The sequence below is a fragment of the Micromonospora sp. BQ32 genome, assembly GCF_059358895.1.
Genome location: NZ_JCADBI010000007.1, coordinates 176,622 through 192,853 on the forward strand (window position 1 = coordinate 176,622; position 16,232 = coordinate 192,853).

Consider the following 16,232-nt stretch of genomic DNA (forward strand, 5'->3'; position numbering starts at 1 on the left):
TCATGGGCGGCGGATCCTCGTGGCCCTCGCCCGGGGTCCGCCATCGTGCGGTCGGAGAGGAGCTTCGCGTGGCAGCCCGGACGCCGGTGCTCGAGACGTTCCCGGCGCTACGCGCCTGGCAGCGCAAGGCCCTGGTCGAATACCTGCGTCGCCGTACCGAGGACTTCACCGCGGTCGCCACGCCCGGCGCGGGCAAGACCACCTTCGCCCTGCGGATCGCGGCCGAGCTGCTCGGTGACGGCACCGTGGAGGCGGTCACCGTGGTCGCGCCGACCGAGCACCTGAAGAACCAGTGGTCCGACGCGGCGGCCCGGGTGGGCATCCAACTCGACGCCGCGTTCCGCAACGCCGACCTGCACTCCGCGGCCGACTTCCACGGCGCGGTGGTCACCTACGCGCAGGTGGGGATGGCCCCACAGGTGCACCGGCGGCGCACCATGACCCGACGCACCCTGGTCATCCTCGACGAGATCCACCACGCCGGCGACTCCCGGTCCTGGGGCGACGGGGTGAAGAACGCCTTCGAGCCCGCCGTACGCCGGCTGATGCTCACCGGGACCCCGTTCCGCTCCGACGACAACCCGATCCCGTTCGTCAGCTACGAGCGGGGCGGGGACGGGCTGCTGCGCTCCCGCGCCGACTCGGTGTACGGCTACTCCGACGCCCTGCGCGACGGGGTCGTCCGGCCGGTGCTCTTCCTGGCGTACTCCGGGGAGACCCGCTGGCGGACCAACGCGGGGGAGGAACTGGCCGCCCGGCTGGGCGAGCCGATGACCCAGGATCTGGTGGCGCAGGCGTGGCGTACCGCCCTCGACCCGGCCGGCGACTGGATGCCACAGGTGCTGCGGGCCGCCGACGCCCGGCTCACCGTGCTGCGCAAGGCGGGGATGCCCGACGCCGGTGGTCTCATCATCGCCACCGACCAGCAGACCGCCCGCTCGTACGCCAAGCTGATCGAGCAGGTGACCGGCGAGAAGGCCGCCGTGGTGCTCTCCGACGACCAGGGCGCGTCCGCCCGGATCGCGACGTTCGCGGCGTCCGAGCAGCGGTGGCTGGTCGCGGTGCGGATGGTGTCCGAGGGGGTCGACATCCCGCGCCTGGCGGTCGGGGTCTACGCCACCAGCGCCAGCACGCCGCTCTACTTCGCCCAGGCGATCGGCCGGTTCGTGCGGGCCCGCCGGCCCGGGGAGACCGCGTCCGTCTTCCTGCCCAGCGTGCCGCACCTGCTCGGGCTGGCCAGCGAGATGGAGACCGAGCGCGACCACGTACTCGGCAAACCCAAGGAAGCCGACGGTTTCGACGACGACCTGCTGGAACGGGCGCAGCGCGACGACCAGGCCAGCGGGGAGCTGGAGAAGCGGTTCGCGGCGCTCTCGGCCACCGCCGAACTGGACCAGGTGATCTTCGACGGCGCGTCGTTCGGCACCGCGGCCCAGGCCGGCACCCCCGAGGAAGAGGAGTACCTCGGCCTGCCCGGTCTGCTCACCGCCGACCAGGTTTCGCTGCTGCTGAACAAGCGGCAGGCCGCACAGCTCGCCGCCCAACGCCGTCGTACGGCCGACGGGGCCGCTCAGCCGGCCGCTGCGCCCACAGCAGCGCCACCGGCACCCATGAGCGCCGCCCAGCGTCGCGTGGCGCTCCGGCGCCAACTGAACGCTCTGGTGGCCGCCCGACACCACCGCACCGGCCAGCCACACGGCAAGATCCATGCCGAACTGCGCCGGCTCTGCGGCGGCCCGCCGAGCGCCCAGGCCACCATCGAACAGCTCGAGGAACGCATCGCCACCGTGGCGACCCTCTAGCCCCGCCCCGCCGGCGGGCCTACCCATCCGCGGGCCGGCTTGCGGCGTGCTCTGTGGCCGTGCTCGCGGCGTGATCCACTCGGTTTTCTTGAGAACGCGGTGTTCGAACAGGGCGGAAGGCACGACTTCCGTGAAACCGAGTGGATCAGGTTGGCCTGGGGTCGGGCCGAGGATTGCCTGCCCGGAACGGCCGTGCGGCGCCCTCCGTGGGGCGTCCCGACCTCAAGGTCGTGCAATATCCGGGATGTCGTGGCATCGGCGCGCCCGTGAGGCCACTACATCCTGGTTCGAGCACGATCTTGGCGCGGGGCGCGGGGCGCGGGGCGCGGGGCGCGGGGCGCGGGGCGCGGGGCGCGGGGCGTTCGGGACAAAAAGTCGGCCGGAGGCACCCCTTGGGTGCCTCCGGCCGGCTATGTCGGTTTGCGGATTTAGTTCGCCATTAGATCGGCGCCACGCCAGCTGAAATCGGGCTCCGTTGCGAACCGCTCGGTGATCTTCACGAGATCCTCCGCGTACTTGTTCGCGTGGTGCCCGCAGAACACCAGCTCGCTCCCACCCGCCAGAGTGATCCGGAGCTTCCCGGCAGCATTGCAGCGGTCGCACCGTTCATCGGCGGCTGGGGGCGCCACCGTCTCGGGCGGCGGCGTGAGGGTCGGGGTCATCGCCTTCCTCCTCTGGTCGTCACCGATGAACAATCTCTTCGGTCGTTGCTCACCTATCGTGCAACACCCTTACTAGGCACTGCCTTCCCTGTGTGCCCGCGGGGGACCGAGGTCACACCTGGAAGGGACAGTGTGCCGTGCACCCAGGGTGCCACGTCAACGATCACATTCGTGCATCCGGACGATCACCATCTGGTGTTGCACACCAGGTGGTCAAAACGACACGTTCGGTTGACGAAACCCGCTCAGTCCAGGTAATCCCGGAGGACCTGCGACCGGGACGGGTGACGGAGCTTGGACATCGTCTTGGACTCGATCTGCCGGATCCGCTCCCGGGTCACCCCGTAGACCTGGCCGATCTCGTCGAGCGTCCGAGGTTGGCCGTCGGTCAGGCCGAAACGCAGGCGTACCACACCCGCCTCACGCTCGGAGAGCGTCTGCAGCACCTGCTGGAGCTGGTCCTGCAGGAGCGAGAACGACACCGCGTCGACCGCGACGACGGCCTCGGAGTCTTCGATGAAGTCACCGAGCTGGCTGTCGCCCTCGTCGCCGATGGTCTGGTCCAGTGAGATGGGCTCCCGAGCGTACTGCTGGATCTCCAGCACCTTCTCGGGTGTGATGTCCATCTCCTTGGCCAGCTCCTCCGGAGTGGGCTCGCGGCCCAGATCCTGGAGCAGCTCACGCTGTATGCGGCCGAGCTTGTTGATGACCTCGACCATGTGCACCGGGATGCGGATGGTGCGCGCCTGGTCGGCCATGGCGCGGGTGATGGCCTGTCGGATCCACCAGGTGGCGTACGTGGAGAACTTGTAGCCCTTGGTGTAGTCGAACTTCTCCACGGCCCGGATCAGACCGAGGTTGCCCTCCTGGATCAGGTCGAGGAAGGCCATGCCACGGCCCGTGTAACGCTTGGCCAGCGACACCACCAGACGGAGATTCGCCTCCAGAAGGTGGTTCTTGGCCCGCTCACCGTCGCGGGAGATCCAGCCCAGGTCGCGGACCATCTCCCGGACGAGCTTCTCCTCGCCCTCGTCGGCAGCCCGCAGTCGCTCGGCGGCGTAGAGCCCGGCCTCGATCCGCTTGGCCAGCTCCACCTCCTGCTCGGCGTTGAGCAGCGGAACCTTACCGATCTGCTTCAGGTACGCGCGGACGGAGTCGGCGGAAGCGGTCAGCTCGGCGTCACGACGCGCCTGCTTGAGAGCCTCGGACTCCTCGTCGTCCCACTCGAAGTCGTTGTCGGTCGCCGAGGCGGCGGCGTCGGTCTCGGCGGCCTGGGCCAGCTCGGCCGGCTCCTCGACCACCACGTCCTCGATCGCGGCGGCCAGCTCCTCCGGGTCGATCTCGCCCTCGGCGCCCTCGCCCTTGGCCTTGCCGCCAGCCTTGGTCGGCTTGGCGCCGGCAGCCGCGGCCACCGTCGCCTTGGTGGCTCGGGTCGACCGGGTCGCCTTCGCGGGCGTCGCCGCGGCGGCCTCGGCGGCGGTGCCGGTCGCCTTGCGGGCGGCCACCTTGCGCGGGGCCGGCGTCGACGGGGCGTCGTCGCCGGCGGGCGCCTGCTTCGGGGCCGGCGCGGCGGCCTTCTTGGTGGTCTTGGCGGTGGTGGCCCGGGACGCTGGCGTGGTCGAGCGGGCCGCGGCGACGCGGCGGCGGGTGCTCGCCGAGCCGTCCACCACGACGGTCACGCCCGCCTCGGAGAGCGCCCGCAGGATCTTCTTGGCCTGGGCCGGAGTCACCTCGGCGGACTCGACGGTGCGCGCGAGCTGAGCCGACGTGAGCTGACCACCGGCGCTCTGCGCGTGGGCGATCAGGGTGTCGGTGAGCGAGCGAACGTCGGCGCCGGGCTGGCGGGGTTCTGTCACGAATGACCTTCCGGAGGCGAAGAGCGGGCACGGCGGGTTCGTCCAGCGCAGCGAGGGTTACCGTGCCGGGCGATGTGGTTGAGGGACCCTCGTGTCACGGTCCGGCCGGTGGTCGGCGGTCCGTGCCGCGTGGGCAGGGGTGAATTGTAACGCCGTCTGCGGCGATCATCCTGCTCCGCACCGCGTACCGCCGGTGGGGACCGTCAGTGCGGCGGAGATGTGGGCTTCGCGGTAATGATAGCCGCGCGGCCGGCGCAAGCTTCCCATCGTCGAGCCCGGCAACGGGTAGATCGTGTCCGAACTGCCGTTTGAGCAGCCAATACCCGGTCACCGTGGCGGTTGCGAGGGCGCGCGGGTGGATCACCGAGGTCGCTGGCGGTCCGACCGATGGCGTCTTCATCAGGTCGCGGTTGGGCAACGGTTGCGAGCCGAGCATGGACGGGGCGATATGCACTTAAACGACATTACCGGACTTAAAGGGGCATGTTGGCGAAGGCCGGCCGCTCAAGCTGCGGGTGGTGACGGGTGCATCCACCTCGCGGCGGACGCACGCGGCAAAGATCCTGGTCTGGTGCCGTCGCGCGGCGTCGGGAACGATGATCTTCGGAAGCCGGGTCGGTAGTTCACCCACCCACATGCACCCGGAGTGCGGAAAGAGGCGAATCATGACCAACTCGGCTACGACACCGTCGGAGCTGCTGGCCGTCGCGGTGGAGGTGGCTCGGGACGCGGCGGACACCGCGTACCGGATGCGCGTCGAGGGGGTCGTCGTCGCCGCCACCAAGAGCACGGTCACCGACGTGGTCACCGCCGCCGACCGGGCGGTCGAGCGGCAGATCCTCGACGCGCTGGCCGCGCTGCGCCCGGACGACTCGGTGCTGGGCGAGGAGTACGGCGAGGGGGCTTCCGGCGCGGCGCGCAGCGGGGTGCGCTGGATCGTCGACCCGATCGACGGCACGGTGAACTACCTGTACGGGCTGCCGCACTCCGCGGTCTCGCTGGCCGCCGAGGTGGACGGGGTGGTGGTTGCCGGCGTGGTGCGCAACGTGAGCACCGGCGAGCAGTGGACCGCCACGGCCGGCGGCGGGGCCTGGCGCGACGGTGTCCGGCTGCGCTGCTCGGGCGAGCTCGACCTGGGGCAGGCGCTGGTCGGCACCGGCTTCGGCTACGACGCTGCCCGCCGGGCGCACCAGGCGCAGGTGGTCGCCGGGCTGATCGCCCACGTACGGGACATCCGCCGGCTCGGCGCCGCCGCGCTGGACCTCTGCCTGGTCGCCGAGGGGCGGCTCGACGCGTACTTCGAGAAGGGTCTTGCGGCCTGGGACCTGGCGGCGGGCGGGCTGGTGGCCGCCGAGGCGGGGGTTCGGGTCGCCGGCCTGGCCGGTCGGCCGCCGGGGCCGGACCTGGTCATCGCGGCCCCGCCCGCGCTCTTCGCGCCGCTGCACGATCGGTTGGCCGCGCTGGACGCCGCCGGCGGACCCTGACCGGCGGACCCTGACCGGGCAGGGACCTGCCCGGTGGACCAGGGCGGTGCCGCATCGCCGAGTTGGCGTTGCGGCGGCCGGTTACGCCGTCACTTCTTGGCGGGTGGGGACGGGCAGGAGCCCTTGGGCGCCTCCGGCGGACCCGAGTCGCCGAGGGACTGGTTCACCTCGGTCGTGGTGGCGAGTTGCTGGAAGCGGTTGCCCAGCACCACGTCCACGGTGTCGTCGGTGCGCTTCGGGTCGTAGCCCGGCACGGCGTTGTTGAGGAAGTACGCCTGGAGCAGGTGCGCGGAGCCGACGCCCTTCGGGCCGTACCGCAGCACCGCGACGCTGTTGACCTTCTTCTCGTTCCCGGTCTTCTTGACCTGGAACTGCCGATTGCTGAACTCGTCGGCGACGGTCTGGGCGAGACCGGGCTGATCCGTGGCGTTGAACACGTTGATCTTGACGTCCTTGCGCTCGCGCAGGGTCAGATCCGCCAGCGGCCAGCCCTCGGGGCAACCCGCCGCGGTGCCCACGTTGCCCTGGCTGTCGCGGACCACGGCCACGACGACGAAGACCAGGGCGATGATCGCCAGCAGGCCGACGACGACGAGTGCTCGCACGCGCGCAAAACTCATCAGGGCACTCCCCGGACCTCAGGTGGGTGGTGACGGCCTGGAACGATCGCTCAGGCCGCCGGCCGTCGAATACGCCGCTGAGGTTAACGGTTGTCCGGCCGTCGCGTGGAAACAGCCCGACATGCCGGCGCGGCGACCGCGAACCGGGTACTACTACCCCTATCTTCGTGTCGCCTGAATCACATTGGGAACAACTTCGCGTGCGGGGGCGTACATCTCAGCCGCAAGGGCGGTATACATGCCTCGCCCAAGGGGGGGTAAGGTTCCGCGCTCGCAGGGGAGTCGCCCCGGCGAGCTCGACCCGTTCGGTCCTCGGGTCGGGTGCCCGACACAAGTGGTGGCCGGCCAGCGGAACCGAAACAGCGTCGTCCGGCGTTACAACCGGAAGCGACAACATCGATATGGGAGAGTGAAACCGATGGCCACCGACTACGACGCCCCGCGTCGCGACGAGGTCGACCTCGGCGAGGACAGCCTGGAAGAGCTCAAGGCACGGCGCGTCGACTCACAGTCGGGCGCGGTGGACGTCGACGAGGCCGAGGTGGCCGAGAGCTTTGAGCTGCCCGGTGCCGATCTGGCCGACGAGGAGCTCACGGTCAAGGTGCTTCCGATGCAGCAGGACGAGTTCCGGTGCGCCCGCTGCTTCCTAGTCCACCACCGTAGCCAGCTGGCGGTCGAGCGTAACGGCGAGTTGATCTGCCGCGAGTGCGTCTGACAACCACGACACCGGCGGCGGCCTCCTGAACGGGGCCGCCGCTGCCGGTGTAGGCATGCGGCAGCGGTGGGTACCTGCTTGACTCGTAGCGGGTAGCCACAGCACCGGGAGGTCCGATGAGCGATCGAGGCGGCACCACCGATGGCGGCACGGACGGCCTCGGTGCCACCCGTGGCACGGACGATCTTGGTGCCACCCGTGGCACGGACGATCTCGGTGCCACCGTTGCGGCGTTGACCGCGGACGACATCGAGCCGGCCCGACGCCGCCAACTGCTGACCCGGATGGTCGGGCAGGCCCGTGCGCGCGGCATCTCCGACCTGTTCAAGCCCCGTGCCGCCGTGCGGTGGATGGTCGACACCGTTGCCGAGATCGCCCCGCACGTGCCGGTGCGGGACCTGGCCACGCTGCGCCTGCACTTCCCCGGCCTGGACGACGCCGCCCTGGCCGACAGGCTCATCCGCAACGCGTCGAGGACCACCGCCGCGATCGGCGCGGCCGGTGGGGGCGTCGCCGCCGTCGAGTGGACGGTGGCACCGACCCTGCTCTCCGCGCCGGTGCTGCTCGCCGCCGAGACCGTGGCCGTGGTGGCGGTGGAGCTGAAACTGGTCGGCGAGCTGCACGAGGTCCACGGGGTGGCGCTACCGGTCGGCGGCAGCCAACGGGCGGTCGCCCTGGTGCACTCCTGGGCCACTCAACGCGGCGTCAACCCGATGGTCCCCGGCGTGGGAGTGGGAGCGGTGCTCGGCACCGCCGCTCGCAAGGAGTTGCGGGACATGCTGCTGCGGCGGTTCGGTCGCAACCTCACCACGCTCGGGCCGTTCCTGACCGGCGCGGCGGTGGCCAGCTTCCTCAACCGCCGGGCCACCCGGCAGATGGGTGACCAACTCCAGGTCGACCTGCGTCGGCGGGGCATCGCCCGGCCCGCGCCACCGACGGCCCTCCCGGGCCCACCGACCGGCACCTGAGCGGGCGACCGGCACCTGGGTGAGCCGGCGCCGTCGGATCAGCCCGGCTCACCCGCCGTCGGCTGGGAAGCCGCCAGGGCGTCCCGCGCGGTCAGCACCGCCTCGGCCAGCTCGACCGGGTGGCGGGTGCTCACCACCCAGAACGGGGTCGGGTCCGCGGGATCGTCGAGGATCACCTGCACGGCACCGCCGATCCACGGTCGCTGCACCACGAAGGCGAGCGGGTCGGCGCCGACGCCGAGCACCTCACGTCGGCCGGCCACGTCCAGCGGCACCACGTCGGCCACGAAACGTACCGGCAGGCGGGCGTCGTCCACCCGCAGCTCGGCGTCGGCCACCCCGACCCGGATGCGGCCCAGCCACCACAGCCCGGCCGCGGTGAGCGGCACCAGCACGGCGAACGGCAGCCAGGCGCGGACGCCGGGGGCGCCCATCCAGATCTCGACGGCCAGCAACGCGGCGGCCACCAGCCCGGCCAGCCACAGCCACCAGGGCAGATTCAACCGCTCGGTGTACGCCGAGCGGGCGGCGACCGACGGCTGATCAGCGGACGGGGAGGGCGACATGCTCACTCCTGCGAGGGTACGGCGCACGGCGGCTCGGCGAACCGGCAGGATGGCAGGGTCACCCCGCGAACCGGACGGAAGAGGGGACCCGTGACCGACGTCGTACCCGTGCCCGTACAGCTGCTCGACCCCGAGCTGCCGCTGCCCACGTACGCCCATCCCGGCGATGCCGGGGCCGACCTGGTGGCGGCCGCGGACGTGGAGCTGCCGCCCGGAGGCCGTGCCCTGGTGCCCACCGGCGTGGCCATCGCGCTGCCGGAGGGGTACGTGGGCCTGGTCCACCCCCGCTCCGGGCTGGCGGCCAGGCTCGGCGTGACGGTGCTCAACGCGCCCGGTACGGTCGACGCCGGCTACCGGGGTGAGATCCTGGTCAACCTGATCAATCATGATCGGGATGTGCCGGCGAAGATCTCCCGCGGCGACCGGATCGCGCAGCTCGTGGTCCAGCAGGTCGCACGGGCGCGGTTCGAGCCGGTGGTCGAGCTGCCCGCGTCCCGGCGCGGGACCGGTGGGCACGGGTCCACCGGTGGGCACGCCGGGCTGGTGCCGTCGCCGACGGGCCAGGACCGGGTCGAACGGCCGAGCGAGCCGGGCCGCGGGCAGACGGAAGAGGTGGCAGGGTGAGTGTGAACAGCGGAGGGCAGGCGCAGTGATCTTCTCCCGAAAGCGGGCCGATGCCGAGCGGCAGACCCGTGACGAGCGGGCCACCCAGGTCCCGGACCAGGGCGATGCGGCGCCGACGCTGGAGCGCGGGCCGTACGACATCTCCGAGAGCTACGACGACGTGCAGCGACTCGACCTGGGCAGCCTGCACATCCCGGCGATCGCCGACGTCGAGGTACGGGTGCAGGCCGACCCGCAGGGCGTGATCCAGCAGGTGGTGCTGGTGCACGGCGACAACGCGCTCCAGTTGGGCGTCTTCGCCGCCCCCCGGTCCGAGGGGATCTGGGACGAGGTGCGCGAGGAGATCCGGCAGTCGCTGCTCCGCGACGGCGCGAGCGCGCAGGAGGTCGCCGGCGAGTACGGCCCGGAGCTGCACGCCCAGGTGCGTACCCCGGATGGCCCGACGAACCTGCGGTTCGTCGGAATCGACGGGCCGCGCTGGATGGTCCGCGGCGTGTTCCAGGGCCCGGTGGCCACCGACCCGGCCATGGCCGGGCCGCTCGTGCAGTGCCTGGACGGCCTGGTGGTCGACCGTGGGCAGGAGGCGAAGCCGGTCCGTGAGCCGCTGCCGCTGCGGCTGCCCCGGGAGGTCGCCGACCAGGCCGAGGCCGAGGCGGGCGACGCCGCCGCCGCGCCGCGTCAGGTCTGACCCGCGCGTACCGGCCCGCCGGAACCGGCCCCGTCGGCGTACGCTGGCGGCACGGTTCCGGCGTCGCCGGGGCCGGCCGGGGACGGCGAGCGTGGAGAGGGTGACGCGGAGGTCATGACGACCGACGAGGGCCGGGTGTCGCTGCGGCGCATCCTGCAGAGGTTCACCGCCAGCGAGGCCGAGATCGACGCGCAGGAGCTGCGGCGGGAGAGCGCCGAGTGCGGCGGGGTCCCCGCCCAGCAGTGCATCCGGGGTCAGCTGGTCTCGGTCGCCGGTCGGCTGCGCACGGTGGTCTACACGCCGCGCACCAACCTGCCCACCCTCGAGGCCGACCTGTACGACGGCAGCGACGTGGTCACCCTCGTCTGGCTGGGTCGACGGCACATCGCCGGGATCGAGCCGGGCCGGCACCTGACCGCCCGAGGTCGGGTGGCGGTGCGGGACGACCGCAAGGTCATCTATAACCCCTACTACGAGCTGGATTCGCCCAAGTGACGGCACTGCGGACGGAAGGCCGGCGATGACGACGGGACAGGACCGGGCGGCACAGCCGGAGACCGACCCTCAGGGCGAGGAGCCGCTGCCGACGATCGCCGAGCAGATGGCCGACCAGCTCGGCGGCTGGCGCGGGCTGGTCGAGTCGAGCATCCCGGTCGTGGTCTTCGTCGTCGCCAACATCATCGGCGAGCTACGGCCGGCGGTGATCGCGTCGATCGCGGTCGCCGTGCTGATCGCCGGGCTGCGGCTGGCCCAGCGCCGGCCGATCCGGCACGCCGTCAACGGGCTCTTCGGCGTCGGCGTCGGCGCGGCCATCGCGTGGCGCACCGGCGACGAGCGTGACTTCTACCTCCCCGGCATCCTCTACGGCATCGGGTACGGCGTCGCCCTGCTGATCTCGGCCGCGATCCGGCAGCCGCTGGTGGGCTGGATCTGGTCGGTGTTGGTGGCCAAGGGCCGTTCGGAGTGGCGGGACGACCCGAAGCTGGTGCGCACCTTCACCCAGCTGACCGTGCTCTGGGGTGTGGTCTGGCTGGCCAAGGTGGGCGTGCAGGCCGGGCTCTACCTGGCCCACCAGGACACCGCGCTGGGTGTGGCCCGGCTGGCACTGGGCTACCCGCCGTACGCGCTGCTGTTGCTGATCACGGTTTGGACGGTGCGCCGGGTCACCCGGGAGTCGCCGCCGGCCGCGCTGCCCAACGCCTGAGCGAGGCCGAGCGAGCCGGAGCGCTCAACAGCGTGCCCGTCGGGTCAGCGTGAGCCGCGGGTCCGTTCGACGCTGTCCGGCCCGAGGATCACCGCGCGGACCTGGTCCTCCACCTCGGCGGTGCAGACGAAGATCAGCTCGTCGCCGGCCTCGATCGGGTCGTCCGGGCTGGGCACCAGGACCCGCTTGCCACGCAGGATCGCCACCAGGGCGGAGTCGCGGGGCAACGGCACGGCGTGGATCGGTTGACCGACGTAGGGGGCGGTCGGCGGCAGGGTGATCTCGACCAGGTTCGCCTCGCCCTGCCGGAAGGTCATCAGCCGGACCAGGTCGCCGACGGTGACCGCCTCCTCGACGAGCGCGGCCATCACCCGCGGCTTGCTCACCGCGACGTCGACGCCCCACTGCTCGGTGAACAGCCACTCGTTCTCGGCCCGGTTGACCCGGGCGACCACCCGGGGCACCGCGAACTCGGTCTTGGCCAACAGCGACAGCACCAGGTTGGTCTTGTCGTCGCCGGTCGCCGCGACCACCACGTCGCACCCGGCGACGTCGGCCTCCTCCAGGCTGGTCAGCTCGCACGCGTCGGCCAGCACCCACTCGGCGGCCGGCACCCGGTCCGGGCGCAGCATCTTGGGTTGGCGCTCGATCAGCATCACCTGGTGCCCGTTGTCGATCAACTCCTGGGCGATCGAGCGGCCCACGTTGCCCGCGCCCGCGATGGCGACCCGCATGGCTCAGTGCCCTCCTTCCGGCGGCGTCGCCGCCACCGACGTGACCGTCGCCACGATGTCATCGCTGACCAGCATGAACACCTGGTCGCCCTCCTGCATGACGGTGGAACCGGTGGGCAGCGTGCCGATGCCGAAGCGGATCAGGTAGGCCACCCGCGCCCCGGTCGTTTCCTCCAGCGTCCGCACCGGTCGGCCGATCCAGTCCTTGTGTACGGGCACCTCGACGATCGACACGGTGCTCGTGGGGTCGCGGAAGATCTCCACGTTGCCCTCCGGCACCAGGTGTCGCAGCATCCGGTCCGCCGTCCACCGCACGGTCGCCACGGTGGGGATGCCCAGCCGCTCGTAGACCTGCGCCCGGCGCTGGTCGTAGATGCGGGCAGCGACCCGGGACACGCCGAACGTCTCGCGGGCCAGCCGGGCGGAGATGATGTTGGAGTTGTCGCCGCTCGACACCGCCGCGAAGGCGTCCGCGCGCTCGATGCCGGCCTGCCGGAGCACCTCGCCGTCGAAACCGGCCCCGGTCACGGTGATCCCGGCGAAGTCGGGGCCGAGCCGGCGGAAGGCGTCGGCGTCCTGGTCGATCACCGCCACCGAGTGCCCTCGGGACTCCAGGCTGTGGGCGAGGGTCGACCCGACCCGACCACACCCCATGATCACGACGTGCACGCTGTCCCTCCCAAGGTGCGTACCACTCCCGCTGCCGGTGGCCTTCGAGTGCGAGCCTGCCACGTCCCGGTCGCGAGCGGGGACCGACCGTACCCCGCCGTCGCGAGCAGCGGTGATCGCCCACCCCCGCGCTCCCGCCGTGGTGGTCGTACTCTTGGCGTTCGTGGCCAGTCCCACCTCGCTGCTGAAGCGGCTTCTTCTCGGTCGACCGTTCCGGTCCGACCGGCTCCAGCACACCCTCCTGCCGAAGCGCATCGCGCTGCCCGTGTTCGCCTCCGACGCGCTGTCCAGCGTCGCGTACGCGCCCGACGAGATCCTGCTGACCCTCTCCATCGCCGGTGCGTCCGCGTACTTCTTCTCGCCGTGGATCGCGCTGGCCGTGGTCGTGGTCATGCTCACCGTGGTGGCGAGCTACCGGCAGAACGTGCACGCCTACCCGTCCGGTGGCGGCGACTACGAGGTGGCCACGGTCAACCTGGGGCCGAAGTTCGGCGTCGGGGTGGCCAGCGCGTTGCTGGTCGACTACGTGCTCACGGTGGCGGTGTCGGTCTCCTCCGGGGTGGCCAACCTGGGCTCCGTGGTGCCGTTCGTGGCCACCCACAAGGTCCTGATCGCGGTGAGCGCGGTGGTCCTGCTCACCGCTGTCAACCTGCGCGGGCTGCGTGAGTCGGGCACGGCGTTCGCCATCCCCACCTACGGCTTCGTGATCGTGATGCTCGGGATGCTGCTCACCGGGCTGTTCCGGGTCTTCGTCATGGGTGACGAGCTGCGCGCGCCGAGCGCCGACCTGGTGATCCAGGCCGAGCACAGCGTGACCGGTTTCGCGCTCGTCTTCCTGTTGCTGCGGACGTTCAGCTCGGGCGCCGCCGCGCTCACCGGCGTGGAGGCGATCTCCAACGGGGTGCCGGCGTTCAAGGCGCCGAAGAGCCGCAACGCCGCCACCACCCTGCTGCTGCTCGGCACCATCTCGGTCAGCATGCTGGTCGGGATCATCTGGCTGGCCCGGCTCACCCACCTCCAGTTCGTCGAGGATCCGAACCTCCAGATCGTCTCCGGCCCCGAGGGGTACGTGCAGAAGACGGTCACCACCCAGCTCGGGGAGACGGTTTTCGGTTCCGGTTCGATCCTGCTCTACGTGCTGGCCGGGGTGACCGCCCTGATCCTCTTCCTGGCCGCGAACACCGCGTTCAACGGTTTCCCGGTGCTCGGCTCGATCCTGGCCCAGGACCGCTACCTGCCCCGCCAGTTCCACACCCGGGGCGACCGGCTGGCCTTCTCCAACGGCATCACCTTCCTCGCCCTCTTCGCCATCGTGCTGATCGTCGGCTTCCAGGCCGAGGTGACGAAGCTGATCCAGCTCTACATCGTCGGGGTCTTCGTCTCGTTCACGGTCTCCCAGGCCGGCATGATCCGGCACTGGAACCGGTACCTGCGCACCGAGCGGGACCCGGAGGCACGCCGCCGGATGGTCCGCTCCCGGGCGATCAACACGTTCGGCATGGGCCTGACCGGCACTGTGCTGGTGATCGTCCTGATCACCAAGTTCCTGCTCGGCGCCTGGATCGCGATCGCCGCGATGGCGGTGATCTACGTGCTGATGCTGGCCATCCGCGGGCACTACGACCGGATCGCCGTCGAGCTGACCCCGCCGGACGAGGGCCGAGCCGTGCTGCCCGCCCGCAACCACGCGATCGTGCTGGTCAGCAAGGTGCACCAGCCGACGCTGCGGGCCATCGCCTACGCCCGCGCCACCCGGCCGGACACGCTCACCGCGGTGACCGTCAACGTGGACGAGAAGGACACCCGGGACCTGCAGGCCGACTGGGAGCGACGGGAGATGGCCATCCCGCTCACGGTGATCGACTCGCCGTATCGGGAGATCACCCGCCCGATCCTGGACTTCGTCGCCTCCACCCGCCGCAAGTCGCCCCGGGACGTGGTCACCGTGTTCATCCCGGAGTACGTGGTCGGCCGTTGGTGGGAGAACCTGCTGCACAACCAGAGCGCCCTGCGCCTCAAGGGCCGGCTGCTCTTCGAACCGGGGGTGATGGTGGTCAGCGTGCCGTGGCAGCTCGCGTCGACAGCGAGCAAGAACCTGGACCGGCTGGACGCCACGCTGTCCCGGACCCCGGCGCGGGGGCCCCGGAGCGCGCTGCCGCCGCTGGTCGCTGCCCCGCCGGTGGCCCCCGCGCCGTCCGGCGAGGATGAGCCGGGGCAGCACAACGATGGGAAACACTCGTGACTGAGCACGGCGGTCAGCGGACCGCGACACCCCGGACGTCGTCGGCCTCGTCGTCGGCTTTCGAGCGGGGCCTGGCCGAGGCGGACCGGGTCGAGCTGACCGTCGACGCGGTCGCCCCCGGCGGGCACTGCGTCGCCCGGGTGGACGGGCAGGTGGTCTTCGTCCGGCACGCGCTGCCCGGTGAACGGGTCATCGCCGAGGTCACCGAGGTGCACCGGGGGTTCGTCCGGGCCGACGCGGTGACCGTGCTGGAGCCCTCACCGGACCGGGTCGAGCCGCCCTGCCCGTACGCGAAGCCGGGTGCCTGCGGGGGCTGCGACCTCCAGCACGTCGCCCCGGCCGCGCAACTGGCCTGGAAGACCGCCGTGGTCCGCGAGCAGTTGGCCCGCCTCGGCGGGCTGACCGATGTCGAGCTGGACCGGCTCGGCGTCCGGGTCGAGGCGCTGCCCGGTGGGCTGCTCGGCTGGCGTTCCCGGGTCCGTTACGCGGTCGACGCCGCGGACCGGGCCGGCCTGCTCAAGCACCGCTCGCACGAGGTGGTGCCGATCGACCGCTGCCGGATCGCCCACCCGGCCATCCAGCAGCTGCCGGTGCTCACCCCCACCGGTGCGCGCTGGCCGGCCGCCGAGGCGGTGGAGACCGTCGCCAGCACCGGCGGGGACGTGACCGTCACCGAGATCCGCGACGGGGTGCCCACCCCGGTCAGTGGCCCGACGGAGGTCCGCGAGGTCGCCGCCGGACGGGACTGGACGCTGCCCGCGTCCGCGTTCTGGCAGGTGCACCCGGCCGCGGCAGACGTCCTCTCCGGGGCGGTGCTGGAGTTGCTGGACCCGCAGCCGGGCGAGATCGCCTGGGACCTCTACGGCGGCGCGGGGCTGTTCGCCGCCGGGCTGGCCGCCCGGGTCGGCGCGACCGGGCGGGTGACAGTGGTCGAGGCGGCGGCCCAGGGTGTCGCCGCCGCCCGGGAGAACCTCGCCGACCTGCCCACCGTCGAGGTGGTGTCGGCCCGGGTGGAGACCGCGCTGGCCCGCCGACGGATCACCGGCCCGGTCGACGTGGTGGTGCTCGACCCGCCGCGCTCCGGGGCCGGCGCCCCGGTGGTCCGCGCGCTGGCCGCCGCCGGCCCGCGGGCGGTCGCGTACGTGGCCTGTGACCCGGCCGCCTTCGCCCGGGACGTGCGTACCTTCGCCGACCTCGGTTGGCGGTTGGCGGCGCTCCGCGGCTTCGACCTCTTCCCGATGACGCAGCACGTCGAGCAGGTCGGGCTGTTGCTCCCGCCGGACGAGCGGTAGAACAACGGCGTCGGTGCTGTTGTCAGCGCCTGACCGGCTGCTCAGCTGCCGACTCACCGCCCGGCCCAAGTGCGCTGGGCTCGGGCCAAGCTGCGGAGTACCGGGC

Annotated in this window: 16 protein-coding genes; 10 read left to right on the forward strand and 6 right to left on the reverse strand. The window is 71.8% G+C overall.

The window, feature by feature from the left end; translation table 11 throughout:
* The first annotated feature begins 68 nt into the window (after positions 1-68).
* Positions 69-1,802 (forward strand): DEAD/DEAH box helicase, encoded by a 1,734-nt coding sequence (locus tag AC5L30_RS16225; protein WP_494868152.1) that lies wholly within the window; start codon positions 69-71, stop codon positions 1,800-1,802.
* A gap of 428 nt (positions 1,803-2,230) precedes the next feature.
* Here the strand turns inward: AC5L30_RS16225 and AC5L30_RS16230 are convergent, their stop codons facing one another.
* A complete protein-coding gene (locus AC5L30_RS16230) occupies positions 2,231-2,464 on the reverse strand; it encodes a DUF7455 domain-containing protein (protein WP_030337431.1) in 234 nt (77 codons plus the stop codon).
* A gap of 245 nt (positions 2,465-2,709) precedes the next feature.
* Positions 2,710-4,320 carry an RNA polymerase sigma factor gene (locus tag AC5L30_RS16235; RefSeq protein ID WP_494868153.1) on the reverse strand — a complete coding sequence of 537 codons (1,611 nt, stop codon included), beginning with the start codon at positions 4,318-4,320 and terminating at the stop codon, positions 2,710-2,712.
* Positions 4,321-4,985: 665 nt separating this feature from the next.
* On the opposite strand from AC5L30_RS16235, the gene AC5L30_RS16240 reads away from it, so the two are divergent.
* Complete coding sequence (locus AC5L30_RS16240) at positions 4,986-5,804, forward strand: inositol monophosphatase family protein (RefSeq protein WP_494868155.1); 819 nt, start codon at positions 4,986-4,988, stop codon at positions 5,802-5,804.
* An 89-nt stretch (positions 5,805-5,893) separates the two neighbouring features.
* On the opposite strand, the gene AC5L30_RS16245 is transcribed toward AC5L30_RS16240, so the two are convergent.
* On the reverse strand, positions 5,894-6,409 hold the full coding sequence (locus tag AC5L30_RS16245) for a LytR C-terminal domain-containing protein (protein ID WP_494868285.1): 516 nt from the start codon (positions 6,407-6,409) through the stop codon (positions 5,894-5,896).
* Between the two features lie 433 nt (positions 6,410-6,842).
* Between AC5L30_RS16245 and AC5L30_RS16250 the strand changes: the two genes are divergently transcribed.
* Positions 6,843-7,139 (forward strand): DUF4193 domain-containing protein, encoded by a 297-nt coding sequence (locus tag AC5L30_RS16250; RefSeq protein WP_007075406.1) that lies wholly within the window; start codon positions 6,843-6,845, stop codon positions 7,137-7,139.
* Positions 7,140-7,255: 116 nt separating this feature from the next.
* Entirely contained in the window at positions 7,256-8,107 is an 852-nt protein-coding gene (locus tag AC5L30_RS16255; RefSeq protein WP_494868157.1) for a hypothetical protein, read from the forward strand.
* A 38-nt stretch (positions 8,108-8,145) separates the two neighbouring features.
* On the opposite strand, the gene AC5L30_RS16260 is transcribed toward AC5L30_RS16255, so the two are convergent.
* Positions 8,146-8,673 carry a DUF3093 domain-containing protein gene (locus AC5L30_RS16260; RefSeq protein ID WP_494868158.1) on the reverse strand — a complete coding sequence of 176 codons (528 nt, stop codon included), beginning with the start codon at positions 8,671-8,673 and terminating at the stop codon, positions 8,146-8,148.
* A 90-nt stretch (positions 8,674-8,763) separates the two neighbouring features.
* Here AC5L30_RS16260 and dut point away from each other — a divergent pair, with 90 nt between their 5' ends.
* The 4 genes from dut to AC5L30_RS16280 all read left to right on the forward strand — a co-directional run bounded on the left by dut (position 8,764) and on the right by AC5L30_RS16280 (position 11,189).
* Positions 8,764-9,297, forward strand: a complete 534-nt coding sequence (gene dut / locus AC5L30_RS16265) for a dUTP diphosphatase (RefSeq protein ID WP_494868160.1) — start codon at positions 8,764-8,766, stop codon at positions 9,295-9,297.
* Positions 9,298-9,322: 25 nt separating this feature from the next.
* Positions 9,323-9,985 (forward strand): DUF3710 domain-containing protein, encoded by a 663-nt coding sequence (locus AC5L30_RS16270; protein ID WP_494868162.1) that lies wholly within the window; start codon positions 9,323-9,325, stop codon positions 9,983-9,985.
* A 114-nt stretch (positions 9,986-10,099) separates the two neighbouring features.
* Positions 10,100-10,480 (forward strand): OB-fold nucleic acid binding domain-containing protein, encoded by a 381-nt coding sequence (locus tag AC5L30_RS16275; protein ID WP_494868164.1) that lies wholly within the window; start codon positions 10,100-10,102, stop codon positions 10,478-10,480.
* Between the two features lie 25 nt (positions 10,481-10,505).
* Entirely contained in the window at positions 10,506-11,189 is a 684-nt protein-coding gene (locus AC5L30_RS16280) for a DUF3159 domain-containing protein (RefSeq protein WP_494868165.1), read from the forward strand.
* A 44-nt stretch (positions 11,190-11,233) separates the two neighbouring features.
* Here the strand turns inward: AC5L30_RS16280 and AC5L30_RS16285 are convergent, their stop codons facing one another.
* Positions 11,234-11,923, reverse strand: coding sequence for a potassium channel family protein (locus tag AC5L30_RS16285; protein ID WP_494868166.1), 690 nt, complete (start codon positions 11,921-11,923; stop codon positions 11,234-11,236).
* A 3-nt stretch (positions 11,924-11,926) separates the two neighbouring features.
* The gene (locus AC5L30_RS16290; protein ID WP_494868167.1) at positions 11,927-12,592 is read right to left on the reverse strand and encodes a potassium channel family protein; all 666 of its coding nucleotides are present in this window, start codon (positions 12,590-12,592) and stop codon (positions 11,927-11,929) included.
* Between the two features lie 163 nt (positions 12,593-12,755).
* Between AC5L30_RS16290 and AC5L30_RS16295 the strand changes: the two genes are divergently transcribed.
* Positions 12,756-14,834, forward strand: coding sequence for an APC family permease (locus AC5L30_RS16295; RefSeq protein ID WP_494868168.1), 2,079 nt, complete (start codon positions 12,756-12,758; stop codon positions 14,832-14,834).
* 71 nt (positions 14,835-14,905) lie between these two features.
* Positions 14,906-16,126, forward strand: a complete 1,221-nt coding sequence (locus tag AC5L30_RS16300) for a class I SAM-dependent RNA methyltransferase (RefSeq protein WP_494868287.1) — start codon at positions 14,906-14,908, stop codon at positions 16,124-16,126.
* Positions 16,127-16,232: the final 106 nt, after the last annotated feature.

Coding starts and splice junctions, on each gene's coding strand:
- AC5L30_RS16230 (WP_030337431.1), bottom strand. CDS start 2,464: ATGACCCCGACCCTCACGCCGCCGCCCGAGACGGTGGCGCCCCCAGCC.
- AC5L30_RS16240 (WP_494868155.1), top strand. CDS start 4,986: ATGACCAACTCGGCTACGACACCGTCGGAGCTGCTGGCCGTCGCGGTG.
- AC5L30_RS16250 (WP_007075406.1), top strand. CDS start 6,843: ATGGCCACCGACTACGACGCCCCGCGTCGCGACGAGGTCGACCTCGGC.
- AC5L30_RS16255 (WP_494868157.1), top strand. CDS start 7,256: ATGAGCGATCGAGGCGGCACCACCGATGGCGGCACGGACGGCCTCGGT.
- AC5L30_RS16260 (WP_494868158.1), bottom strand. CDS start 8,673: ATGTCGCCCTCCCCGTCCGCTGATCAGCCGTCGGTCGCCGCCCGCTCG.
- AC5L30_RS16275 (WP_494868164.1), top strand. CDS start 10,100: ATGACGACCGACGAGGGCCGGGTGTCGCTGCGGCGCATCCTGCAGAGG.
- AC5L30_RS16280 (WP_494868165.1), top strand. CDS start 10,506: ATGACGACGGGACAGGACCGGGCGGCACAGCCGGAGACCGACCCTCAG.
- AC5L30_RS16285 (WP_494868166.1), bottom strand. CDS start 11,923: ATGCGGGTCGCCATCGCGGGCGCGGGCAACGTGGGCCGCTCGATCGCC.